The organism is Pseudomonas syringae (assembly GCF_021606685.1).
GTDB lineage: Bacteria > Pseudomonadota > Gammaproteobacteria > Pseudomonadales > Pseudomonadaceae > Aquipseudomonas > Aquipseudomonas syringae_R.
The window spans coordinates 93,848-117,045 of the sequence record NZ_WKCB01000006.1 but is presented as its reverse complement, the minus strand read 5'-3'; the positions used below and the strand labels follow the sequence as shown (position 1 = coordinate 117,045).

Annotated in this window: 18 protein-coding genes; 7 read left to right on the top strand and 11 right to left on the bottom strand. The window is 64.1% G+C overall.

Going from position 1 to position 23,198, the window contains the following annotated elements; all coding sequences use genetic code 11:
• Positions 1-18: 18 nt before the first annotated feature.
• Positions 19-762: a hypothetical protein gene (locus tag GIW02_RS04360; protein ID WP_236411555.1), complete on the top strand. Its 744-nt coding sequence runs from the start codon at positions 19-21 to the stop codon at positions 760-762.
• A 125-nt stretch (positions 763-887) separates the two neighbouring features.
• Here GIW02_RS04360 and GIW02_RS04355 read toward each other — a convergent pair whose 3' ends face one another.
• Positions 888-1,739, bottom strand: a complete 852-nt coding sequence (locus GIW02_RS04355) for an SDR family oxidoreductase (protein WP_236411554.1) — start codon at positions 1,737-1,739, stop codon at positions 888-890.
• A 187-nt stretch (positions 1,740-1,926) separates the two neighbouring features.
• Here GIW02_RS04355 and exbB point away from each other — a divergent pair, with 187 nt between their 5' ends.
• The 6 genes from exbB (at position 1,927) to GIW02_RS04325 (ending at position 8,790) form a co-directional block, all read left to right on the top strand.
• Positions 1,927-2,901: a tonB-system energizer ExbB gene (gene exbB / locus GIW02_RS04350; RefSeq protein WP_236411553.1), complete on the top strand. Its 975-nt coding sequence runs from the start codon at positions 1,927-1,929 to the stop codon at positions 2,899-2,901.
• A 6-nt stretch (positions 2,902-2,907) separates the two neighbouring features.
• Positions 2,908-3,333 carry a TonB system transport protein ExbD gene (exbD, locus tag GIW02_RS04345; RefSeq protein ID WP_003195519.1) on the top strand — a complete coding sequence of 142 codons (426 nt, stop codon included), beginning with the start codon at positions 2,908-2,910 and terminating at the stop codon, positions 3,331-3,333.
• Entirely contained in the window at positions 3,330-4,079 is a 750-nt protein-coding gene (locus GIW02_RS04340; RefSeq protein WP_236411552.1) for an energy transducer TonB, read from the top strand. The genes exbD and GIW02_RS04340 overlap by 4 nt, the downstream gene beginning before the upstream one ends.
• Positions 4,080-4,307: 228 nt before the next feature.
• Positions 4,308-5,228 (top strand): hydrogen peroxide-inducible genes activator, encoded by a 921-nt coding sequence (locus GIW02_RS04335; protein WP_015886540.1) that lies wholly within the window; start codon positions 4,308-4,310, stop codon positions 5,226-5,228.
• A gap of 8 nt (positions 5,229-5,236) precedes the next feature.
• Positions 5,237-7,312 (top strand): ATP-dependent DNA helicase RecG, encoded by a 2,076-nt coding sequence (gene recG, locus GIW02_RS04330; RefSeq protein WP_236411551.1) that lies wholly within the window; start codon positions 5,237-5,239, stop codon positions 7,310-7,312.
• A 77-nt stretch (positions 7,313-7,389) separates the two neighbouring features.
• Positions 7,390-8,790, top strand: coding sequence for an aminoacyl-tRNA deacylase and HDOD domain-containing protein (locus GIW02_RS04325; protein WP_236411550.1), 1,401 nt, complete (start codon positions 7,390-7,392; stop codon positions 8,788-8,790).
• Between the two features lie 175 nt (positions 8,791-8,965).
• On the opposite strand, the gene GIW02_RS04320 is transcribed toward GIW02_RS04325, so the two are convergent.
• The 10 genes from GIW02_RS04320 to GIW02_RS04275 all read right to left on the bottom strand — a co-directional run bounded on the left by GIW02_RS04320 (position 8,966) and on the right by GIW02_RS04275 (position 23,197).
• Positions 8,966-9,343, bottom strand: a complete 378-nt coding sequence (locus tag GIW02_RS04320; RefSeq protein WP_025856364.1) for a hypothetical protein — start codon at positions 9,341-9,343, stop codon at positions 8,966-8,968.
• Positions 9,344-9,467: 124 nt separating this feature from the next.
• Complete coding sequence (gene tagQ / locus GIW02_RS04315; RefSeq protein ID WP_236411548.1) at positions 9,468-10,391, bottom strand: type VI secretion system-associated lipoprotein TagQ; 924 nt, start codon at positions 10,389-10,391, stop codon at positions 9,468-9,470.
• Between the two features lie 84 nt (positions 10,392-10,475).
• Positions 10,476-12,185 (bottom strand): SUMF1/EgtB/PvdO family nonheme iron enzyme, encoded by a 1,710-nt coding sequence (locus tag GIW02_RS04310; protein WP_236411547.1) that lies wholly within the window; start codon positions 12,183-12,185, stop codon positions 10,476-10,478.
• Positions 12,178-13,362 (bottom strand): ABC transporter permease, encoded by a 1,185-nt coding sequence (locus GIW02_RS04305; RefSeq protein ID WP_236411546.1) that lies wholly within the window; start codon positions 13,360-13,362, stop codon positions 12,178-12,180. The genes GIW02_RS04310 and GIW02_RS04305 overlap by 8 nt, the downstream gene beginning before the upstream one ends.
• The gene (locus tag GIW02_RS04300) at positions 13,362-14,066 is read right to left on the bottom strand and encodes an ABC transporter ATP-binding protein (RefSeq protein WP_236411544.1); all 705 of its coding nucleotides are present in this window, start codon (positions 14,064-14,066) and stop codon (positions 13,362-13,364) included. Before GIW02_RS04300 ends, GIW02_RS04305 begins: the two co-directional genes overlap by 1 nt.
• Complete coding sequence (locus GIW02_RS04295) at positions 14,066-17,044, bottom strand: serine/threonine-protein kinase (protein ID WP_236411542.1); 2,979 nt, start codon at positions 17,042-17,044, stop codon at positions 14,066-14,068. Before GIW02_RS04295 ends, GIW02_RS04300 begins: the two co-directional genes overlap by 1 nt.
• Entirely contained in the window at positions 17,041-17,760 is a 720-nt protein-coding gene (locus GIW02_RS04290; RefSeq protein ID WP_236411540.1) for a protein phosphatase 2C domain-containing protein, read from the bottom strand. Before GIW02_RS04290 ends, GIW02_RS04295 begins: the two co-directional genes overlap by 4 nt.
• Positions 17,761-18,414, bottom strand: a complete 654-nt coding sequence (gene tagF, locus GIW02_RS04285) for a type VI secretion system-associated protein TagF (protein WP_236411538.1) — start codon at positions 18,412-18,414, stop codon at positions 17,761-17,763. It lies immediately after the preceding gene.
• Positions 18,411-21,911 (bottom strand): type VI secretion system membrane subunit TssM, encoded by a 3,501-nt coding sequence (gene tssM, locus GIW02_RS04280; RefSeq protein WP_236411536.1) that lies wholly within the window; start codon positions 21,909-21,911, stop codon positions 18,411-18,413. The genes tagF and tssM overlap by 4 nt, the downstream gene beginning before the upstream one ends.
• Complete coding sequence (locus GIW02_RS04275) at positions 21,908-23,197, bottom strand: DotU family type VI secretion system protein (RefSeq protein WP_236411535.1); 1,290 nt, start codon at positions 23,195-23,197, stop codon at positions 21,908-21,910. The genes tssM and GIW02_RS04275 overlap by 4 nt, the downstream gene beginning before the upstream one ends.
• Position 23,198: the final 1 nt, after the last annotated feature.

The window sequence follows — 23,198 nt, the reverse complement described above, 5'->3', positions numbered from 1 at the left end:
TTTCAGAAGGATTTCATCATGCGCAAAGCGCTTGTAGCCTCTTCGTTGCTCGCCCTGCTGCTCGGCGGCTGCGCCAGCAACCCTGCCGACCGGGACGTGAGCGGCACCTGGATCAACCAGGTCGCCATCAACGCGGCAGCGAAGGGCGGCCCTTTGCGTGAAGCCCTGCAGTCCTTTGGGCCGACCCTTGAATGGGAGGTCAACACCAAGGCTTCGCAGGCACGCTACTACAACGGTTTTGAAGTGGCTGAAGGCAAGTTGCTCGGCGAACAATCCGGCGCCTGGAGCGTGGACTTCTACGGCAGCTCTGCCACTGAACTCAAGCGCAAGGGCAAACAACTGCTGCAAGTGGCCAACGACAATGAGCCTGAACAGCTGTTTTCCCGCGCCAAAGACCCAGCCCCGGAAGGCGCACCCATCGGCGCCAATTTCGAGCGCGCGCTGTACGCGGCCTATATGGGAGGCGACTGGAAGATCACCGACGGCTTCGGTAACGGCGCCATCGTACAGTTCCAGGCTAACGGCAAGGTCGCAGGCCTGCCCAATGTTGATCAGTACTCGCTGTGCCTGGCGGGCGACTGCGCCTCAATGAGCGGCGGCTACGACAGCATCTGGCTGCAATTGAACGGCCAGGGCAACCCGTGGATCTTTACTCGCAAAGGCAAGCAGCTGGAAATCTTCCAGGCGATCAACACCGCCCAGGCGGACGAAGTGCCCTCATTTACACCGGGCCCTCGCCAATGGCTGCTTGAAAAGCAATAAACAGCCTCACCCGAATTCAAATGTGGGAGCGGGCTTGCTCGCGAATTCGTTGTATCAGAAACACATTCAGTGACTGACACTCCGCTTTCGCGAGCAAGCCCGCTCCCACATTTTTGGACTGCGTTTCAGCCTTTCAGGATCGCCGCGTAGCCTTCGCGATAAGTCGGGTAGGTCGGCACCCAACCCAGCGCCTTGATCCGCGCATTACTGCATTGCTTGCTGCCCGCGCGTCGCACACTGGCGTCTTCGGACCACTCGGTCACCCCCAGGTACTCGCGCAACCAGCCCACCACTTCGGCCAGTGGCGCGGGCGCATCGTCGACGCCGATGTAGACCTTGTCCAACGCACCGCCCTGCTCCACATGACGCAGCAAAAACGCCAGCAAACCCGCCGCATCATCTGCATGAATCCGGTTGCCATATAAAGGCGGCTCAACGGCCACACGATAGCCTTGTCGGACCTGGGTCAGGAGCCATTCGCGGCCTGGGCCATAAATGCCGGTCAGGCGCACAACGCTTGCCGGGATACCACTGGTGAGCGCCACGTGCTCAGCTTCGAGCATGACCTGGCCGGAATAACCCTTGGCGATGGTGTCGGAGTTTTCGTCGACCCACTCCCCGTTCTGCTGCCCATAGACGCTGCTGCTGGACACAAACAGTAGATGTTTAGGCGCCTGGCCATAATCGCCCAGCCATTCCAGCACATGCTTGAGCCCTTGCACGTACGCGGCGCGATAGCCGGCCTCGTCGTGGTCCGTGGCAGCGGCGCAGTACACCAGGTAATCCACCGCGCCGATCGGCCAGGTGTCGGGGCAATCCTTGTTGAACAGGTCACCGGCAATGCCGATCACCCCGCCGGGCAGGCGTGAAATATCACGCCTAAGGCCGTGAACCTCCCATTCGCAGGCAAGCAATTGGCTAGCCAGCCGACTACCCACATCGCCGCAACCGGCAATTACAACAGAAGGCGCAGACATCACAAAACTCCGTTCTCAAAGGTCTAGATTAGCCGTCACAGGTGACCAGCGGCCAGAAAAACGACAAATAAAGTTACTGTATTACTTCTGTTAACAAGAATTACTTGCAATAATAACGGCCCATTTGTCCTCGGCCCCCTGGGTCTGGAAGGACGATCACTCATTTTTTCTCTCAGGTCCGGCCAGCATGACACGTAATACAACCCCCGCTTCGCCAACCAAGCTTCACAGCCCTTCCCGCGCCTGGCGCGCGATTGCTGCGCTGCTGTTCAGCGTACTGCTGGCACCGACCGCCGCATTCGCTGACGCCAACGCACCGGCTACTGCGCCGGCTGCCACGCAAAGCACTGCGGCTCCAGCCGCTGCACCCGCAGCCACCGACCCGGCCCTGGCTGCAGACCCAGCCGCCCCCGCCGACGATACCGGCGTGGTACTGGAAGAAGACAACACCCTGGGCATGGCCCACGACCTGTCGCCATGGGGCATGTACCAGAACGCTGACGTCGTGGTGAAAGCGGTGATGATCGGCCTGGCCATCGCCTCGATCATCACCTGGACCATCTGGATCGCCAAGGGCTTCGAACTGCTGGGCGCCAAGCGTCGTCTGCGCAACGAGATCGTCCACCTGAAAAAGGCCACCACCCTCAAGGAAGCCAGCGAGACGGCAACCCGCAAGGGCACCCTGGCCAACACCCTGGTGCACGACGCGCTGGAAGAAATGCGCCTGTCGGCCAACACCCGCGAAAAAGAAGGCATCAAGGAGCGTGTAGCGTTCCGTCTTGAGCGCCTGGTCGCAGCCTGCGGCCGTAACATGAGCAGCGGCACCGGCGTGCTGGCAACCATCGGTTCCACCGCCCCCTTCGTCGGCCTGTTCGGTACCGTATGGGGCATCATGAACAGCTTCATCGGCATCGCCAAAACCCAGACCACCAACCTTGCCGTCGTTGCCCCCGGCATCGCCGAAGCCCTGCTGGCAACCGCCCTGGGCCTGGTTGCAGCGATTCCTGCGGTGGTGATCTACAACGTCTTCGCCCGTTCGATTGCCGGCTACAAGGCTCAGGTATCGGACGCGTCGGCGGAAGTCCTGCTGCTGGTCAGCCGCGACCTCGACCACCTGCCTACCGAGCGCAGCTCGCAACCGCACATGGTGAAAGTGGGGTAATCGGCCATGGGCCTGCATTTGAATCAAGGCGACGACGAACTCGTCGAGAACCACGAAATCAACGTCACGCCGTTCATCGACGTGATGCTGGTGCTGCTGATCATCTTCATGGTGGCGGCACCCTTGGCGACCGTGGACATCAAGGTCGACCTGCCCGCCTCCAGCGCCAAGCCGGCGCCACGGCCAGAGAAACCGATCTTCCTCAGCGTCAAGGCGGACCAACGCCTGTTCCTGGGCGAAGAAGAAGTCAAAGCTGAAACCCTGGGGCCGGTGCTGGACGCCAAGACCCAAGGCAAGAAAGACACGACGATCTTCTTCCAGGCTGACAAGGGCGTGGACTACGGTGACCTGATGAGCGTGATGGATGCCCTGCGGGCAGCCGGCTACCTCAAGGTAGGCCTGGTCGGACTCGAGACGGCAGCCAAAAAATGATCACGACGCGCCACAAACTGACGCGTTATGGCACCAGCCTCGCCGTCGTGCTGGGCGTGCATGCCGTCGCGATTGCCATCGCGCTCCATTGGTCGGCGCCGCGCACGGTGCAGTTGCCGCCGGCCGCCATGGTCATCGACCTGGCGCCGATGCCTGCGCCGCCGCCTCCGGCACCGCCCAAGGTCATAACGCCGCCACAACCGCCTGCACCGGTGGAAGAGTTGCCTTTGCCGAAACTGGCCGAGGCGCCCAAGCCAACGATCCAGGTGCCCAAGCCGGTCAAGCCCAAGCCAAAGCCGCAACCGCCCAAGCCTGTGGAGAAGAAGGTCGAGCCGCCCAAGGAGAAACCTTCCGAGGAGCCGCCGAGCGACGCCCCGCCAACCCAGGCGCCGGCTGAAAAATCGGCTCAACCGGTGCCAGGGCCATCGCCACAACAGATCGCTGCCAAAGCGTCCTGGGAAGGTTCGCTGCTCGCGCACCTGCAGAAGTACAAGAAGTACCCGCCAGGCGCCCAGGCCCGTGGCAAGGAAGGCTTGAACCGCCTCAAGTTCGTGGTGGATGCCGACGGTAACGTGCTGTCCTACGAGTTGGTGGGCCGCTCCGGCAACGCTGACCTGGACCGCGCCACCCTGGACATGATCCGTCGTGCCCAGCCGCTGCCCAAGCCGCCGAGCGATATGCTCAAAGGCGGCAGCATCGAGATCGTTGCACCGTTCGTGTACAACATCGAGAAGCGTCGCCGGTAAAGGCACAGAGTAACTAATGTGGGAGGAGGCTTGCTCCCGATGGCGGTGTGTCAGTCAAGGAAAGTCGACTGATCTACCGCTATCGGGGGTAAGCCCCCTCCCACATTTGGTTTCATCGCAGCCGAAAAATCCCGTCTATTCCCCGCTCAATCCCCACCAAAGTTCTGATAACGTGCGTCTATCGATTGCAGCCGGTATGCTTGGCCCGCAACCTCATGGACGCCCGCTATGACTCTTACAGAATTACGCTACATCGTTACCCTCGCCCAAGAGCAGCACTTCGGCCACGCGGCCGAGCGTTGCCACGTCAGCCAGCCGACGCTGTCGGTGGGCGTGAAAAAGCTTGAAGACGAACTCGGTGTGCTGATTTTCGAGCGCAGCAAAAGCGCCGTGCGCCTCACCCCAGTGGGCGAAGGCATTGTTGCCCAGGCCCAGAAGGTACTGGAACAAGCCCAAAGCATTCGCGAACTGGCCCAGGCCGGCAAGAACCAGCTGACCGCACCGCTGAAAGTAGGCGCGATCTACACCGTCGGCCCGTACCTGTTCCCGCACCTGATCCCGCAACTGCACCGCGTCGCGCCGCAGATGCCGCTGTATATTGAAGAAAACTTCACCCACGTATTGCGCGACAAACTGCGCAACGGCGAGCTGGACGCGATCATCATCGCTCTGCCGTTCAATGAAGCGGATGTGCTGACCCTGCCGCTCTACGACGAGCCGTTCTACGTACTGATGCCGGCCTCCCACCCGTGGACGCAGAAAGACACCATCGACGCTGGCCTGCTCAACGACAAGAGCCTGCTGCTGCTCGGCGAAGGCCACTGCTTCCGCGACCAGGTGCTGGAAGCCTGCCCGACCCTGACCAAGGGCAACGACGGCGCCAAGCACACCACCGTGGAATCCAGCTCGCTGGAAACCATTCGCCACATGGTTGCCTCCGGCCTGGGCATTTCGATCCTGCCGCTGTCGGCAGTCGACAGCCATCACTACGCCCCCGGCGTGATCGAAGTGCGCCCACTCACGCCGCCGGTGCCGTTCCGCACGGTGGCAATCGCCTGGCGTGCGAGCTTCCCGCGACCAAAAGCCATTGAGATCCTCGCCGACTCGATCCGCCTGTGCTCGGTGGCCAAGCCGCCTGCTGCGAGCTGATCAACGGTATGACTGAGCTGTCACAGGTGTCGGTCACCGCACTCAAGGGTGTCGGTGAAGCCATGGCCGAAAAGCTGGCCAAGGTCGGCCTGGAAAACCTCCAGGACGTGCTGTTCCACCTGCCCCTGCGCTATCAGGACCGCACTCGCGTGGTGCCCATCGGCCAGTTGCGCCCCGGGCAGGACGCGGTGGTCGAAGGCACCGTCAGCGGTGCCGACGTGGTCATGGGTAAGCGCCGCAGTTTAGTCGTGCGCCTGCAGGACGGCACCGGCGGCCTGAGCCTGCGCTTCTACCATTTCAGCAACGCGCAGAAGGACGGCCTCAAGCGCGGCACGCGCGTACGCTGCTACGGCGAAGCACGCCCCGGCGCCTCCGGCCTGGAGATCTACCACCCGGAATACCGCGCCATCACCGGCGACGAACCGCCACCGGTCGACACCACGCTAACGCCCATCTACCCGCTCACCGAAGGCCTGACCCAGCAGCGCTTGCGCCAATTGTGCATGCAGACCCTGACCATGCTCGGCCCCAAGAGCCTGCCCGACTGGCTGCCGCTGGAACTGGCCCGCGATTATCAACTGGCGCCGCTGGACGATGCGATTCGCTACCTGCATCACCCACCCGCCGACGCCGATGTCGACGAACTGGCCCTCGGTCACCATTGGGCCCAGCATCGCCTGGCCTTCGAAGAACTGCTGACTCACCAATTGTCCCAGCAACGGCTGCGCGAGAGCATGCGCTCCCTGCGCGCGCCCGCCATGCCCAAGGCCACGCGCCTGCCTGCGCAATACCTGGCCAACCTCGGCTTTGCGCCGACCGGTGCCCAGCAGCGGGTCGGCAATGAAATCGCCTACGACCTGAGCCAGAAGGAGCCCATGCTGCGCCTGATCCAGGGCGACGTGGGCGCGGGCAAAACCGTGGTCGCCGCCCTCGCCGCCCTGCAGGCGCTGGAAGCCGGTTATCAAGTGGCACTGATGGCTCCCACCGAGATCCTTGCCGAGCAGCACTTCATCACGTTCAAGCGCTGGCTTGAACCGCTGGGCCTGGAAGTGGCGTGGCTGGCCGGCAAGCTCAAGGGCAAGAACCGCGCAACCGCGCTGGAACAGATCGCCGCCGGCGCCCCGATGGTGGTGGGCACCCACGCACTGTTTCAGGACGAAGTGAAGTTTAAAAACCTGGCCCTGGTGATCATCGACGAACAACACCGTTTCGGCGTGCAACAGCGCCTGGCCCTGCGCCAAAAGGGCGTGGGTGGCCGCATGAACCCGCACCAACTGATCATGACCGCCACGCCGATCCCGCGCACGCTGGCCATGAGCGCCTACGCCGACCTCGACACCTCGATCCTCGATGAGCTGCCGCCCGGCCGTACCCCGGTCAACACCGTGCTGGTCACCGACACGCGTCGCGTCGAAGTGATCGAGCGCGTGCGTGGCGCCTGTGCCGAAGGTCGCCAGGCCTACTGGGTGTGCACGCTGATCGAAGAATCCGAAGAGCTGACCTGCCAGGCCGCCGAAACCACCTATGAAGACCTCACCAGCGCCTTGGGCGAACTCAAGGTCGGGTTGATCCACGGGCGCATGAAACCGGTGGAAAAAGCCGCGGTCATGGCCGAGTTCAAGGCTGGTAACCTGCAGCTACTGGTCGCCACCACCGTGATCGAGGTGGGCGTGGACGTGCCCAACGCCAGCCTGATGATCATCGAGAACCCCGAACGCCTGGGCCTGGCCCAACTGCACCAGTTGCGCGGCCGGGTCGGCCGGGGCAGCGCGGCCAGCCACTGTGTGCTGCTCTACCATCCGCCGCTTTCACAGATCGGCCGCCAGCGCCTGGGCATCATGCGCGAAACCAACGACGGTTTTGTCATCGCCGAAAAAGACCTCGAACTGCGCGGCCCCGGTGAAATGCTCGGCACGCGCCAGACCGGCCTGCTGCAATTCAAAGTGGCCGACCTGATGCGCGACGCCGACCTGCTGCCCGCCGTGCGCGATGCGGCGCAAGCCCTGCTGGAGCGCTGGCCGGAGCATGTCAGCCCGTTGCTTGATCGCTGGCTGCGACATGGGCAGCAATACGGCCAAGTGTGACGCCTGACGCACTTATCCGACCTACAGTTGTATCAAGCTGGTTATACTTCGGTGACTGTAAGAAATTGGATCAGGCCATGTCAGAAGTTGCCCTCGCCACAGCCCCACTGACCGCCCCGCCGGTCATTCGGGCTCTGCTCGCAAAACTCGCCATCAGCTATACGGAAGTTGCCGAACATCCGGGCCTGAATCCAGCGCAAAAGGTCCAGGCCGTGTTGTTGGAGGACGCGGTGGGCGCACTGATGGTGCTGTTCCCGCAAAACCAGCTGCTTGACCTCAACCGCCTCGCCGAACTCACTGGCCGCCGCCTCATCGCCGTGTCGCCGGAACGCATCGCGCGCATGCTGGGCAAGCATGACCTGAGCCTGTTGCCGGGCCTGCCGCCGCTCACCAGTTCGCCATGCCTGTACGATGGCAGCCTGCTCGATGAGCCGTGCCTGTTGGTGCATTCGGGCGAAGCCGGGCTGCTGCTGGAAATCAGCAGCGACGACTTCAAGACCATGCTCACCAAAGCCAGCGCCGCGCACTTGGGCGAGCCGCTGAGCAATATCCGGCCCAATCTCGACCGCCCCAATGATGACCGCGAGGAAATCACCCAGGCGATGCAGGCCTTCACCGCACGCCGTATCCAGCAGCGCCTGGAAGCGACTATCGAGATTCCACCGCTGGCCGACACCGCGCAGAAAATCATCAAGCTGCGCGTAGACCCAAACGCCACTATCGATGACATCACTGGCGTAGTGGAAACCGACCCGGCCCTGGCCGCGCAGGTGGTGAGTTGGGCCGCGTCGCCGTACTACGCGTCACCCGGCAAGATCCGTTCGGTAGAAGACGCCATCGTGCGCGTGCTCGGCTTCGACCTGGTGATCAACCTGGCACTGGGCCTGGCCCTGGGCAAAACCTTGAGCCTGCCCAAGGACAACCCCCACCAGGCCACGCCGTACTGGCACCAGTCGATCTACACCGCCGCCGTCATCGAAGGCCTGACCCGCGCCATGCCGCGCGCCCAGCGCCCGGAAGCCGGGCTGACCTACCTGGCTGGCCTGCTGCACAACTTCGGTTATCTGCTGCTGGCGCATGTGTTCCCGCCGCACTTCTCGCTGATCTGCCGACACCTGGAGGTCAACCCGCACCTGTGCCACAGCTACGTCGAGCAGCACTTGCTGGGCATCAGCCGCGAGCAGATCGGCGCCTGGCTGATGCGCTACTGGGACATGCCGGACGAACTGTCCACCGCCCTGCGCTTCCAGCACGACCCAAGCTACGATGGCCAATACGCTGAATACCCGAACCTGGTGTGCCTGGCCGTGCGCTTGTTGCGCAGCCGGGGGATTGGTTCCGGGCCGGATGAGGCGATCCCGGATGCGCTGCTTGAGCGCCTGGGATTGAGCCGGGACAAGGCGGAGGAAGTGGTTGGCAAGGTGTTGGATGCTGAGGTGCTGTTGCGCGAGTTGGCGTCGCAGTTCAGCCAGGGCTGAATCTGGGGCCTGTCAGATAGCTATCGGGGGCAAGTCGAATCGTCGCACCGCCCCTCCCACACTGGCGGTGTTCACAGCCCCATACTTGGCTGTGTTCACAGATCAAAATGTGGGAGGGGCGGTGCGACGATTCGACTTGCCCCCGATGAATCCAACTCGGTCTTACTGAAAAGCCTCAGCCCTTCTTTTTCTTGGGCTTCAAATACTTGGTCAGCCCCTGAAACCAGATCACCAGGGCCGGGTTGCCCTTGATCTGGATCGACTTGTCCTGAATCCCCGTCATGAACGCCAGTTGCTTGTTCTTCGCCTGCATCGTGGCGAAGCCGTAGGCGGCATCCTTGAACGCGATGGCAAATGCCGGCGCCGGGTGAACACCCGAGCGGCTGGTGATGCGTTGGTCTTTGACGATGAAGTGACGGGCAACCTTGCCGTCGAGGGTCTGCAACTGGAACGCCAGGTCTTTGTCACCCAACTGTTGCTGGAAGGCAGGATTGGTGCGGCTGGCTTTGCCCATCATCAAGCCCAGCACCCACAGCAGAAGACGAAATTTCATGCACACGGCCTCGGTGTAATTATTGAGTGGCCGCAGCAGTGTAACGATTTGTCGGCGCAACGCCACCGATCTCGTGCTTTAGCAGGAGATCGGTAAGCGTTTAACGCTTATAGCAACACGTTACTTAAACGTTTGGGCACGGCACCGGCGCCCAGTCGGCCAGGTTTGGATCGCGGCAAGTGCCTTCGATCTGCGCTTTACCGGCGCTGGCCACCTGCTTGCTCTCAGCTTGCTTGGCCTGCACGGTCTGGATACTCTTCTCGGTAGTGACCGCTTCTTGTGGCACCACGGGCAGCACTTTCTTTTTCGCCGGTTTGACGGCTTTCTTGCCTTTGGCCGGCGGCGTCACCGGTGTGGTGTCGGCAGTGGCCACGGTGACGACGTCGGTGCGCTGGACGCCGACCTGTTGCAGGTCCTTCTCGTAAGCCTGGGTGTAGTTGTTCAGGTCTTCACTGGCTTTGCCGTTGACCGCAACGATCAGGTCATTGGATTCCTTGAGGCCCGAGACGATTTCCGCCAGGCGCTTGCGACCTTCGGTGTCGTTGACGGTCTTGGCCTTGCGGTCGGCCACCAGCTTGGTGAATGCGCTCTGGTAGCACTGCTGCGACGCCTTGGCGTAGGCGGTGCTGCGGTCGATGTCGGAAGCGCTTTTGTTGAAATCGGTGGAGTACGACGCGATGCGCTGGTTGTCATCGCTGATCTGCTTTTGACGCTCGGTGTAGTAACCCGCCGCGCCGCCGGCCAGGGCGCCACCCGCCGCACCGATGGCAGCGTTACGGCCGCGCTTTTCGGAATCGCCGGTCAGGGCGCCCAGCAATGCACCGCCGGCAGCGCCGATGGCTGCGCCGGTCACGACCGACTTGGTCATGTCCGAATCGGTGGCACGCAGGTGCTGCACCGGTTCGTAGCAGTTGGGGTAGTACTCGACCTTGGTGCTGGACGCGACCTTGGAGGCCGGCGATGTGGCGCAACCGGTCAGTACGGTGCTGAAGCCAGCGGCAATCAGCAACAAATGACGCTTGGAAACCGCCTTACGGGAAAAAAGCATAAGTTGTGTTCTCTTCTAAGTTTGACTTGCCCAGCACGGCACCCGCCGCCTGAGTCCCTTCCAAGCTCGCCATACAGCCAGCGATCATCGCTGACCGCTCGCTGCGAGCAATTCCTTCAAGATCGCCGCCGGGTCGGCCCGCTGTTGTTTGCGGTAGTTGCCGACATGACGAACGAACAGTGTTGCACGCGTCACCAGGCTCTTGCCGAGCACTGGCTTGCGATCCAACTCTTCCTTGATTCGTTGAAACTGCGCCTGGATCACCGCATCGGTGTAGCGCGTGCCGGTGGCCAGGTTGTCGATGTAGATCGCCACCGCGCCATCCAGCGCGCTGCGGCCATTGGTGATGGCCATGTCAAACAGCTGCGCGCTGGCCTCGTCCTTGTTGTCCAGGGACTGCTGGCGACTCTTCTGCAGGTTGGCCAGGCGGATGTTGTAGTTGGCGATGGTTTCAGCCACCAGCGCCGCCGACTGAATCAGGTTGCCCGCCGCTTCTTCGCGTTGCTGGGCGATCAGCGAGACGTTGCGCTTGAGCTCTTCGTTGACCAGCCCCAGCTCGGCTTGCAGCTTGGGGTCGGCGCTGGCGGCGATGATGCTGTCCAGGCGCTTGGTAGGGTCCTGGGCGTCGTCGATGGCGTCGGTCAGTGACGCCAGGCGGCCTTCTTTCTGCCACTGCGCGAACAGCTCCTTGTAACGCGAACGCGGCGCCGACAACGCGCCAATCGCCACACGGAACCCGGTGGTCTCGTTGCTTTGTTCGGTGCCGTCAGCGGCGAACAGCGGGTACTCGCGGCGCATGCCGGTGAACAGCGTGCCCTCGCCTTCCAGGTAGTTACCGCCCTTGACCACAAAGCCGCCGTAGGTGCCCTGGCGACGCCCGGCGTGTACCAGTTGGAAGGACTCCTGGACCATCTCGGCCGCGTTGCCGATCACATCGAACAGGCCGATCGGGTTGGGCAATTTGGTGCCGATGGGCATCAGCCGTGCGGCCTGGCCAGTGCCGCCGGCCACTTGGTTGAACACGGCGTAATCGCCGAGCGGGCCGTCGCTGTCACTGCCTTCGACGCGGCGGGGGAACAGGCGCCCTTCCAGGTCCTGGCGGCTGATCGCATGGCCACCGCGTGCGGCGAATTCCCACTCGACCTCGGTGGGCAGGCGCACAAAGCCCAGGCCGCCGTCGTCCGCCGACGAGCCGCGCCCGCTGACCGGCAGCAAGTCGCGGTGGTATTTCATCAGCCAGGCGCTGTACACCGCCGAGAAGCGCTCTGCTTCAAAGCGCGACAGCTTGACCTTGGGCAAGCGCCCGGCCATGCCGGTCGGCGCATCACATGCAGGCGCGGGCTCACCACTGGCCAGCGACTGCGCCTGGGACATCACCTGGGCGTATTGTCGCGCGGTCACTTCGTACTTGCCGATGAAGTACAGCATGGGCTTGAGCGGGGTCTTGGCGTCGGTCTTGGGCATCAACGGCGCGATGACTGTGTTCCACGCCTTGGGCAGGTCCTTGAGGGTGAACTGGCCGTTGATGAAGTCGCGGCGGTAGCCGGAAATAAACGATTGCTGGTAGCCCGCCTCGCCTTCAGCGAAGGGGTAGCCGAGGCTGATCTCGCGGTCATCCAGGGTGCCCTGGGCCAGCACGTAGGCGTAGCGGAACACCATATTGCCTTCGCACGGCAGCGGCAGGCTGACGTCGCCGGTCAACGGCTTGGGGTTGTCGAGCTTGTCACTCGCGTCATCGGCCCAGGCCAGCGAGGCCACGGTCAGCGCCACGACGGCGCCCAGTAACTTATACATCTCTGATTCCTTCAGAAGCCTGGATACGCGCCACTCGCCAACCACCACAGGCCGCCGCCACGGCGCTGACGCCGAGGACTGCAACCAGGGCCAGGCCATAGTGACGCGCCAAGAGGTGGCTGGCGTGTTCGCCTGGCACCTGCACAAATAGCTTATTCAACGCTGCCTCAGCCAGGCCATACAGCCCGGCACTGAGCACGGCGGCAAACCCTGCGCTGTACAGCGCCTGCAGCACCACAAAGAGCAACAGCCCGCCGGTGGAAAACCCCAACAGGCGCAGCACCGACAATTCCCGACGCTTGCGCGCCACCGCGGCCAGCGCACCGGCGAAGATCGCCGCAAAAGCGCCCGCCAACGCCAACCCGGCGATGATCCAGAACACCAGCGACAGGTTGCGGTTCAATGACTGCACCTGCGCGATGGTGTTCGCCTGGGTCGACACCAACAGGTTCTGCCCGGCGAAATACGCCCGCAGCGGTTCCACATCGGCGAGGTTACGGGCATACAAGCGAAACGCCGGATACACCCGCTGCTCACTCACGCCCACCGCATCGCCTGCCCAACCCAACGCCGGTACCGCTCGGCCATCGCGGTAATCTTCGGCCGCTTCCAGCAATCGCAAATCAGCCAGTAAGCCGTCGCGGGCAAAGGCCTCCAGCGGCAACACCGCCAGCACCTGGAGCCGCGTGCGGTGGGCCTCGACGCGCCCCGCCACCTGCCGCGCAAAGCTGGCCTCCAGCCAATCGCCGGGCCGCGCCGCGAGCTTCTCGGCGGCGGTGTGGCTCAGCACGATCTGGTCCAGCCCTGTGGGCACTGGCAAGCTGCCCAGCAACGGGTCACCCGGCGCGGTCGGGAGCATTTCCAACACCAATGCGCCCACCTGCGCCGTGGCCGCAATCTGCCGCGTGCGCGGTAACGCAAAGGCCACATCGCTGCGCTGACCGAGCTGCTCGACAAATACGCTGCTGAATCGACCACCGCCCAACGGAATAATTTCACGGGTGGCGGGGTCGCTCTCCAAACGTTCGGTCAAACTGCTGACCAGTCCAAATTTCAGGCCGAATAACACCAGCAACGGCGCGATCACCGCCACCAGTGCCAGCACCGAGCAGGCCGACAGCCAAGCGTCAGTGCGGTAATCCTGCCAGGCCAGGGACGCCACCAGAGGGATACGCATCAGCACGCCTCCCCGAGCGTCGCGGTGACGCCGCCGTCGGTGTCGCGACGGCAACTGATGCGCCGCACCTGCAAGCCACTGGCGCGGGCCAAGGGTTCGTCATGGGTGGCGATCACACAGGCGGCGCGGTGCTCGCGGGCCTGGGCCAGCAAGGCGTGCATCACGCGTTCGGCGTTGAGCGGGTCGAGGGACGCGGTGGGCTCATCCGCCAGCACCAGTTGCGGTGCATGGGCCAGGGCGCGGGCGCAGCTCACACGCTGGCGCTGGCCCACCGACAGGGCTGCCGGTTTCTTCGCCAACTGATCGCTGATCTCCAACTGTTCGGCCAGGCGCAACACGCTGCCGTCATCCTTCAAGCCCAGCAGTTGCCGGGACAGCGCGATGTTGCTGCGCACGTCGAGAAAGCCCAGCAAGCCACCGGTTTGCAGCACGTAGCCCAAGTGCCGGCGGCGCAGGTCGGCCAAGGCGGTCTGCTTGTCGGCCCGCCAAAGACTGCCGATATCGATCTGATTGAATTCGAACCTGCCCACCGGGTCCGGCGCCAATACCAGCGCCAACAAATCCAGCAGTGTGCTTTTGCCGCAACCACTGGGCCCGACAATCGCCACGTGTTCACCCGCGTGCAGCTGCAAGGCTGGAACCACCAGGCTATAGCGCTGGCTGCCGACGCCCCGGCTTTTATGCACTGCGCTCAGGTTCAGCATCACGGCAACGTCGACAATGGCACGCGGTACAACGCATCGCCCGGCTCGGCATCGCCGAAACGGACCCAGTTGGCCAGGTCGTTGTGGAAGGTTTCGTAGAGGCGGATTTTGGAATCCAGCTCATCGATAAAGTCCTCCTGCTCGGCCACGCTCAAGGACAACCACAAGTCCTGGGTCATGTTCAGCGACTTGCTGCGGTACGGCAGGCCTTCCAGGTACTCACCGAGAATACCGCCGGCGGCCAGGTTGCCGCCCTTGCGCAAGGCTTGCGGGTCGCGGCTCATATACGCCGAGGCGCTGGCGATTTCCTGGAAGAAGTCCTTGGGAGAGGTCTGGGTTTTACGTGCGGCATCGACGATCAGCTTCAGCGACTGCTGCAAATCGTTGAGCTGCAACTTGGTCAGCATCACACACACCTGAAACGCCGGCAGCGCCGGGTTGGTGAGGTCGCGGTCGGCGGTCCAGGCGCTGACCAGTTGCGGCGCCTGGCTCGCGGCTTTGCGACCGAGGAAGTCCATGTGCATGGCGTAGCCGACTGCCGCAGACTTGTCCGCCAGGCTCGGCGCGGCGCTCAACAACGGCACCGGCTGCGGCGTGTTGCTGCGCACCTGGTGCACGAGGTTGGCGAACACGCTGCCAATCTCATCCACACGCTCGCCCAACTTGCGCACGTCGCCCCCAGGCACTGGCGTGTACAGGTCAGCGATCTGCGGGTTGGCGTCGGCGGTGAGGATGCGGTACTGGCTTTCGGCGCCGGCGTGGGTTTTCTTGCCGACGTCGGTGCGCAGGTGCAGGGCATATATCTTGATCTGCTTGCCCAGTGCGGCCTGGCGCACTTCGGCCTCGTTCATCTGGGTGGCGGCGAACGGGTCGTTCTTGCGCAGCGCGCCGGCATCGGTGACCAGCAGGATGATGCGCCCGCCATAACCGGACCAGTCCATGCCATCCACGGCCTGCATCACCCCGGCAAACGCGTCTTCGTTGAACGAATGGCTGGAGACGGTCGAGGCCTTGACCTGCCGCGCCATGTCGAGGAAGCGTTGCGGGTCGCGGCCTTGGTCGAGGGTGATCAGGGTCTTGGCCACGTAGTCCAGGCCGGGGGTTTTCTTGATGCTGCTGCGAAAGCCGACCATGCCGAAACTGACGCTGTCCAACTCGCCGCGCTCGGCGATGCGGGTTTGCAGCTCGTGCACCACGTCGCGGATCTGGTCGATATAGGGCTGCATGGAAACCGTGGTGTCCACCACCAGCACCACCGCCGTACGGAAAGCGTCGGCGTTCGCGTTGAGGACTCGGGCAGCCGGCTTGGCCGCCGCACTGCCTGGGTCGATGGACGCGACATTGAGTAACTGCACCGGCTGGCCGTTTTCGTCGAAGCTCTCTTTGGAATCGAAGATCGGCAACAGGTAGAACTGGTTCTGCGGCACCGCGCTGGCGGTCGGTTCCAGGGCCAGGATCTGGCTGTTGTCTTCGCTGTTTTTCTGCGCCTTGGCCAGCACGCTTTTAGCGGCGGCCGGGTCAGCGAGCAGCTTCTCCACTTCGCCCGGTTGGCGCAGGAACATCACCGGCGCACGGCCAGAACGTTCGGTGAACTTGAGCACCAGGCTTTGCTTCCAGTCGCTGACCTGAGAGGCCGGCAACCAACCATCGCTGCGACCATCGGTGGCGGCGCCGACACGCACCCAGGGGCTGCCGTCGACCTCTTTGCGTTGGTACACGTAAAGCACCGAAAACGCCGGTAGCCCCTCGGCGGATGCACCGCCGGCATCGTGAGAAAGTTTGGCGCCCGGCTTGCTGAGGACACGCTGGAACAGGGTTTTCTTGCCCGCCATCAGCAACGGCCGTTGACCGCCATCCGCTTGGGCCACCGCTGCGGGGGGCGCTGCCGCGGGCGCCGCCTCGGGCACTACGGCAGCAGGCGGCGTGGCAGGCTCATCACTGGCGCTCAACCACCAATAACTCGCGCCACCGATGGCCAACGCGACAGCCACCGCAACCGCCGCCAGGGCCAATACCGGGCCGCGACGCTGTTCGGACACGGCGTTGTGTTGAGTCGGCGTCACCACCGGTTGACGCACCGGCTCGGGCTTGGCCGTCGGAATCTCAATGGAGTGCGGGGTGATGCCCGCCAAGTCAAGGCTCATTGGAATCGGCAGCGGCCGCACCAGCGTGGCCTCCAGCGGCTCGGTCGGCAGGTTATCCAACGCCAGCAGCAACGCCGCCGCATCCGGGAAACGTTCCGCCGGGTCCTTGGCCAACAGCTTGCGCAGCACACCCTGATAACGCCCGTGATGCACCGGCAACTCCGGCAGCGGCTCGGTCAGGTGCGCCAACGCCGTGGACAGCGCATCCGTGCCGTTATACGGCAGTTTGCCGACGAGGATTTCATACAGCACCACGCCCAGCGCGTAGAGATCGGCGCGGCCATCGATCTCCTGGCCCCGCGCCTGTTCCGGGCTCATGTAGCTCGGCGTGCCCACGGCGAAACCGGCCTGGGTGAACTGCGTGCGGTCGTCCAGGGACTTGGCGATACCAAAGTCCGACAGCACTGCCGTGCCGTCGGCGCGGAACAGAATGTTGGCCGGCTTGACGTCGCGGTGCACCAGCCCTTGGGCATGGGCATAGCCCAGCGCCGAAGCAATCTGGCGGATCAGCGTCACGCCCTGCTCCGGCGTCAGCCCGGCGGCGATGCGCTCCTTGAGCGTGCCATTGGGCAGGTATTCCATGGCCATGTAATACAGCTCACCGACATTGCCGATGTCATGGATCGTCACCGTGTGCGGGTGCGACAAGCGCGCCAGGGTCTTGCCCTCGCGCAGGAAGCGCTCGCAGAAGCTCGGGTCCGCCGCCAGCGCGGCCGCCATCACCTTCAACGCGACCTTGCGCTCCAGCGAACGCTGGGTCGCCAGGTACACGCTGGCCATGGCGCCTTCGCCGATTTCGCCTTCGATGTCATAGCCCGGAATCAGGATGTTCATGCCGATACCTTCACGACAATGGCGGTGATGTTGTCCGGTGCGCCGCGGTTGAGCCCCAGGTGCACGAGGCTGCGTACGATTTCATCCGGCGCGTCATGGCTGAGCACGTCGCGGATTTCATGGTCTTCGACGGTTTTGTTGAGGCCATCGCTGCACAGCAGGTAGCTGTCGCCGGGCGCGATCAACAGGTCGACCACCGCCAGTTCCAGTTGCGCCTCCACGCCAATCGCACGGGTGACGATATTGGCGCGCGGGTGCACGCGGGCATCGGCCTCGCTGAGCAGGCCGCTGTCTTGCAGGTCTTGCACGTAGCTATGGTCGCGGGAGATGCCTTCGAGCACGCCGTCACGCAGGCGGTACAGGCGGCTGTCGCCGGCCCACAGGCACACGCCGCGCAAGCCACGCGCCGCCAACACCACCACGGTGCTGCCCATCATGGTCACGCCACGGTTAGCGGTTTCTTCACGTACGGCCGTGTTGATGCGGATCAGGTCGTTGCGCAGCGCCGCCGAGTATTCATCCAGGGAACGTCCCACCGGCACGCTGCGCAGGCTGTCGACGATCAGGCTGCTGACGTAGTCGCCCGCCGCATGCCCGCCCATGCCGTCGGCGACCACCCACAGGCGGTTCTCCGGCAGGTCCAGGCACGCGTCTTCATTGACCTGGCGCACCATGCCCACATGGCTTTTGCTCGCGGATTTATACGTCGACCCCATCTACACCACACCTTCTTGTCCGAGCAAAAACTGCGCAAAATCACCGGTGGCAGGCAGGCCCTGGCACCGCAATAAACCGGGGGAAATCGTCTGCGAACCACGCCCCCACCACAGGCTGGCACCGTCGCAGGCCTGCTCGGCCAGCGCAGTCATGCGCTGATGCGGCACGCTGGCCGCCACGCGTTGCAGGCCGGCGAAACGGCTGTCCACCGCACGGGGCTCACTCGCCGGCACACCGAGCGTGTCGACGCCAGCGCTGAAGCTTTCGAAGGTAGCGCCGGTATCCAGGGTGCTCAGCAACAGCTCTTCAGCCTGCTCGAACCACGCGTCCGGCCCGCCCACCAGGGAGGCGGGATTGGTGTCGTGATCGAGCAACGCCACCACCGCCAGCGGAAAATACCGCCCGACCCGGTCAATACTCGGCATCACCACGCCCGCCGCCGCGTCCGGCCCGCACACACCCGGCGCCAGCACGAAGCGCCACAACGGGCTGACCAGGTAGACGTTAAGCCACTCGGCACCGAGGCTGTTCTGGCTGGCCAGCAGGCCCGCCGCCAGCCAGCTGTCCCAGGGGCCGACAAAACTCTGGGGCAAGGCGCGGCTGACAAAATCCCCGCGGCTGGCCAGCTTGCCGTAGAAACCCAGGGTGCTCATAGCCGCTCCGGTAGGCTGAAGCCACTGAGCACGCGGCTCTTGAATGGGTTGAAGGCGCTGTTGGCGCGCAACTCGTAGGCAATGCTCGCACCGTCGACCCGCAGACGCAGGTTGAAGCGGTCCGGCGAGTTGCCGGCGGTGAGGTCCGACTGTTCCAGCAGGCGGAACCAGGCCCACGGACCGTCCAGCGTCACGCCGGAACGGCCACTGGCCGCCGGCGGCATGATGGAAATGCGCACCACGCCAATGCTGCCGGGATTCGGCCATTGCATCGCGACCGGGCGGCTTGGGCCGTGGTCGTAGCTCAGTTGCTGGCCGTCGAGGTCGAGCAAGAACTGGGTGATGGTCGGGTCCATCGACACCGGCTTGAGTTCAAAACGCACGATGGGCTGGGTGCCACCGGATCTGAAGAACGCGTCACGAATAGCCGCGGCACGCTGAAAGGTTTGCAGCACGCCAGGGCCGATGCCGAGCTTCTGCGCGGCACCCGGCTGCCAGCGCCAGGTCTGGGTGGAGGTGTCCACGTAGGGCTGCAGGTACTTGCGGAAGTAGTTGTCCATCACGCCGCCCACGCCGAAAAACTGGCCGAAGTCATCCAGCGTCGCGTCCCGCGCACTGCCCGGCGACATCGGGTAGCGCCCCGCCAGCGACTGGCGGTACACATTGACCACTTCGCTGACCCAGGCCGCATTCAGCTGGTTACGCACCCCGCCCATCATGCTGTTGGTGGTGGAGTTGACCACCGACTTGACCATGCCCTGCACCAACGGCGGCTGGCGCTCGGCATTCAGGCTAACGCGCGTGGCCGCAGCCGCAGCCTGGTTCTTGGCCTCGCCAAGCAAGGCATCGCCACTGGCGCCGACCATGGCGCTGACCTGCACATACAGCGCGTTCATGTCTGCCAGCAGGCCGTCGATGGCTGCCGGGTCGCCTTCGTTTTTGCTGACGATGCTGTTGAGTTCGGCAAAGTGCGCGGTCACCGGGTCGTCCGCCGCCTGGGGTGCGTTGGCAGTCGGTTGCTCCTGGCCGAGCAGGCTGCCGAGGCGCTCCTTGAGCTTGTCGACGCCGCCTTCAACCGGCGCGCCTTGGGCGGCCAATTGGCGTTCTTCGGCTTGCAGGTCGGTTTCCTTGGCCACCGCCACCAGCAGTTTTTTCAGCGGTGAAGTCGGGCCGGAAATCACCCGCAGCACATCGGCCGCCTGGGCCACGCTGGTGATCGGCACAAAGTCGATGTCCGCCAGCAACGCATCCCACTGGCGTTGGTAATCCTGGAAATACAGCCGCCGCACATCGGCGGCCAGGCTCGCCACGTTCTGCTGATCGGCCTGCTCATGGCCCAGCACCCATTGCTCTTCAGCGAGGGTGCCAGTCTGGTTCAGGCTGCTCAGCAGGAACGCCTGGCGGTAGCCCTTGGCCGTGAAGAAGCCACTCAGCGGCTCGCCCAGCGGCTTGCCGCTCTTGCGGCTGAACACCAGCGCAGCGTCCCGGCCGGCGGCTTCGTTGAGACGAAAGTCCGGGATGCCTTGTGGCAGTTTCTGGCGCTTGACCCGGTCATACACGCGCTGGGCCACCGGCAGTTGCTGCAGCTGGCGACGCAGGTCGTCGATCAGACGCGGATCGAGGCGCGCACTCGGTGGGTGGCGGTCGAACAACGCCTGCAAGTGCCCGGTCAACGCCTGGCGCTGGTCGGCCGGCAGGTCGCGCGGCAGGTTGCGGTCCCAGTCCAGGGCGATCCAGGCCTTGATGAAGTCCGGGTCGTAGTGCTCGGAGTCGGCGAGCATCAGGTAGGCCTTGAGGCCTTCGTAGAGGAAGTCGGAATTGCCGCCACCGTGCAATTGCTCTTCGATGCGCGTGACCAGGCGCGGCGCGAACACGGCGATCAACAGCTTGCGGTAGACGCTGGCCGACTCGGCTTCGAGCATGTCGCCTTGATACAGGCCCAGGCCCTCGGACCAGCTGGGCGAATCCCCGGCCAGGTTCTTCACCGCGTTAAGCAACGGCAGCACTGCCAGGACTTCGCGCTGCGCCGGGCTCAGGTTCTGCACGGTCTGGCCCAGGGGCGCGACCTTCTGATCGACCTGGGCGATATACGCCTGGTTGGCGCGATAGCTCACCCACCACAGGCCGCTGACCACCACGACCAATGCCACGGTAGCGGCAAGCACACCGCGCGCAATCCATTTGCGCCGGCGTTCAACCTTGGGGTTCACACCGACCAATCCACGCTCGGCAAACGCCACAGCGGTGAAGAGTTTTTCGATGAAGTAACTGCGCCCGGTGCCGCTCTGGCGCGCCAGGTGCTGGCGGTCCAGGTTCATGCTCTGGGCCATGGCGCCGATCAAGCGATCAATCGGGCTGCCTTCCTGGGTGCCGCTGGTGAAGTACACACCGCGCAGCAGCACGCGCTCTTCAAAGGCATTGGGCTTGAACACGCCTTCGAGGAAGCTTTGCAGGCAATCCTTGAGCGCGCCGAACTGCTGCGGGAAACCGTAGATCAGGTCGCGACGCGCGGGGTCGCGCTCCTGCTGCAGGCGTTCGACTAACCGTTCGTTGAGGCGCTGCTCCAGGCCTGCGAATTCGCTTTGCAGGTGGGCCAGCGGGCTGTCGCTGTGTTTGCCGTCGTCGAGGGCAAAGGTCATGCCCCACACCTGGGCGCGTTCTTCCTTGCTCAGGTTGTCGAAATACTCCATGAAGCCCGGCACCAGGTCGAGCTTGGTCAGCATCAGGTAGATCGGGAAACGCACGCCCAGCTGGGTGTACAGCTCCTGGATACGCAGGCGGATGGCGGCCGCATGCGCAGCGCGCTCGGCGTCGGTACCGAGCAACAGGTCCGACAGGCTGATGGCGATAAACGCGCCATCGATGGGGCGGCGCGAGCGCTGCTTTTTCAGCAGGTCGAGAAAGCCCAGCCACGCGGCTTTATCCACCGTGGAGTTGCTGTCCTGCGTGGTGTAGCGGCCAGCGGTGTCGAGCAATACGGCCTGGTCGGTAAACCACCAATCGCAATTGCGCGTCCCCCCAACGCCACGCACTGCGCCGGCGCCCAACTGCGCGGCCAAGGGGAAATGCAGCCCGGAATTGACCAGCGCCGTGGTCTTGCCCGAGCCCGGCGGGCCGATGATCACGTACCACGGCAGCTCGTAGAGATTGCGGCGCTCATCACCGCCCAGCTTGGCCTTTTTCAGCAACGCCAGGGCTTCGTCCATGCGTTGGCGCAGGGTCGACAACTCTTCGGCAGTCGCCACGCTGTTGGGGTCGGCGGGGGTTTCGGCGGCCAGGCTGCGCATCACTTGGGCGGCCTGGCGGCGGGCCTGGATGATGCAGAACACGCGGTAGGCCAGCCACAGCGCAAACACCAGGATGATCAGCGCCCAGCGCCGCCCTTCCGGCACCAGCACATCGAGCAACGGCCCGACAAACCAGATGATCAGGCTCAGGGCGATCAGGCCCAGCACGGGGATCACCCAGCGAATCATGAAACTGAAAAACGCCTTCACTCGACGCCCTCCGCCAATACGGTGATTTCAACCCGACGATTACGGGCACGGCCTTCAGCGGTGCTGTTGGTAGCGACTGGCTCGGTGTCGCTTCTGCCTTCGGCACTGAAGCGATCACCCTGGCCGGTCTTGGCCGCGAGGATTTCCAGTACCGACTTGGCCCGCGCTTCGGACAGCGCCCAGTTCGACGGAAAGCGCAGCGTGGCAATCGGGCGGTTGTCGCTGTGCCCGGTGACGCGCACCTGGCCCTTCACTTTGCGGATGGCATCAGCGATGCGCAGCATCAGCGGCTCGAAGTCATCGCGGATGCTGGAGCTGGCCGACGCGAACAGTTCATCGCCACGAATCGTCACCACGGAGCGGTCGACCTTGTCTTCTACCGCCACGCGGCCAGCCTTGATGTCTTCCACCAGGAAGCCCGCCAGGCGCGGACGCTCGATCACTTTGGGTTGCGCCACCGGACGGTCGATGGCCTGCACCGGGATCTCACCCAGGGCATGGATATTCTTGAACACCGGCTCGGCATCCGAGGCCAGCTTGAGGCGCAGGCCGAACAGCAACGCCAGCAACAGCGCAACGCCGATGGCCACGGCGATCCACGGCGGCATGAACTGCGCCAGGCGATCGCGCGCCACGCTCACGCCACGCCAGTGCGGCGACAGCTCACGTTCGTGTTCACCACGGGCACTGCGGATCGCAGCGGCGGTGCGTTCGCGCAGGGCTTCCAAGTGGCTGCGACCGTCGTTCATCACGCGGTAGCGGCCTTCGAAACCCAGGCACATGCACAGGTACAACAGCTCCAGCAGGTACAAACGCTCGCGCGGGCTTTGCAGGCAGTGATCGAGTAACTGGAAGACTTTTTCACCGCCCCAGGCTTCGTTGTGCACGGTGATCAACAGGCTCTGCTTGCCCCAGTCACTGGTGCTGCCCCACGGCGTACTGAGCACCGCTTCATCCAGCGCCGTGCACAGCGCGTAGCGCGCCAGCAGCACTTCGTTGCGCGCCACACCGGCGGCTTCGGCGCGCTCTTCGAACTGGCGCAGGTAGGCCAGCAATTGCGCACGCAAGCTGGCCGGCGCCGGGTGGGCGATGGTGTTGCGCAGGCGCGTCAGCAGGGCCAGCAGCGGGCCGGCGGCGCTTTCCAGCGGGTTGAGGCCCTGGCTTTTGCCGGTGAGCATCGGCGCGGCCGGCATCGACAAGGGGGCAGGTTCGGCACGCGCAGGTTCCGGCGCCCGGCCACCCGGGCGCGGCATGAACTGGGTGCGGTCGTCATCATTGGGATGCATC

Excerpts from the sequence above, each read along its gene's own strand:
- GIW02_RS04360 (WP_236411555.1), top strand. The coding sequence starts at position 19 with ATGCGCAAAGCGCTTGTAGCCTCTTCGTTGCTCGCCCTGCTGCTCGGC.
- GIW02_RS04355 (WP_236411554.1), bottom strand. The coding sequence starts at position 1,739 with ATGTCTGCGCCTTCTGTTGTAATTGCCGGTTGCGGCGATGTGGGTAGT.
- exbB (WP_236411553.1), top strand. The coding sequence starts at position 1,927 with ATGACACGTAATACAACCCCCGCTTCGCCAACCAAGCTTCACAGCCCT.
- exbD (WP_003195519.1), top strand. The coding sequence starts at position 2,908 with ATGGGCCTGCATTTGAATCAAGGCGACGACGAACTCGTCGAGAACCAC.
- GIW02_RS04340 (WP_236411552.1), top strand. The coding sequence starts at position 3,330 with ATGATCACGACGCGCCACAAACTGACGCGTTATGGCACCAGCCTCGCC.
- GIW02_RS04335 (WP_015886540.1), top strand. The coding sequence starts at position 4,308 with ATGACTCTTACAGAATTACGCTACATCGTTACCCTCGCCCAAGAGCAG.
- recG (WP_236411551.1), top strand. The coding sequence starts at position 5,237 with ATGACTGAGCTGTCACAGGTGTCGGTCACCGCACTCAAGGGTGTCGGT.
- GIW02_RS04325 (WP_236411550.1), top strand. The coding sequence starts at position 7,390 with ATGTCAGAAGTTGCCCTCGCCACAGCCCCACTGACCGCCCCGCCGGTC.
- GIW02_RS04320 (WP_025856364.1), bottom strand. The coding sequence starts at position 9,343 with ATGAAATTTCGTCTTCTGCTGTGGGTGCTGGGCTTGATGATGGGCAAA.
- tagQ (WP_236411548.1), bottom strand. The coding sequence starts at position 10,391 with ATGCTTTTTTCCCGTAAGGCGGTTTCCAAGCGTCATTTGTTGCTGATT.
- GIW02_RS04310 (WP_236411547.1), bottom strand. The coding sequence starts at position 12,185 with ATGTATAAGTTACTGGGCGCCGTCGTGGCGCTGACCGTGGCCTCGCTG.
- GIW02_RS04305 (WP_236411546.1), bottom strand. The coding sequence starts at position 13,362 with ATGCGTATCCCTCTGGTGGCGTCCCTGGCCTGGCAGGATTACCGCACT.
- GIW02_RS04300 (WP_236411544.1), bottom strand. The coding sequence starts at position 14,066 with ATGCTGAACCTGAGCGCAGTGCATAAAAGCCGGGGCGTCGGCAGCCAG.
- GIW02_RS04295 (WP_236411542.1), bottom strand. The coding sequence starts at position 17,044 with ATGAACATCCTGATTCCGGGCTATGACATCGAAGGCGAAATCGGCGAA.
- GIW02_RS04290 (WP_236411540.1), bottom strand. The coding sequence starts at position 17,760 with ATGGGGTCGACGTATAAATCCGCGAGCAAAAGCCATGTGGGCATGGTG.
- tagF (WP_236411538.1), bottom strand. The coding sequence starts at position 18,414 with ATGAGCACCCTGGGTTTCTACGGCAAGCTGGCCAGCCGCGGGGATTTT.
- GIW02_RS04275 (WP_236411535.1), bottom strand. The coding sequence starts at position 23,197 with ATGCATCCCAATGATGACGACCGCACCCAGTTCATGCCGCGCCCGGGT.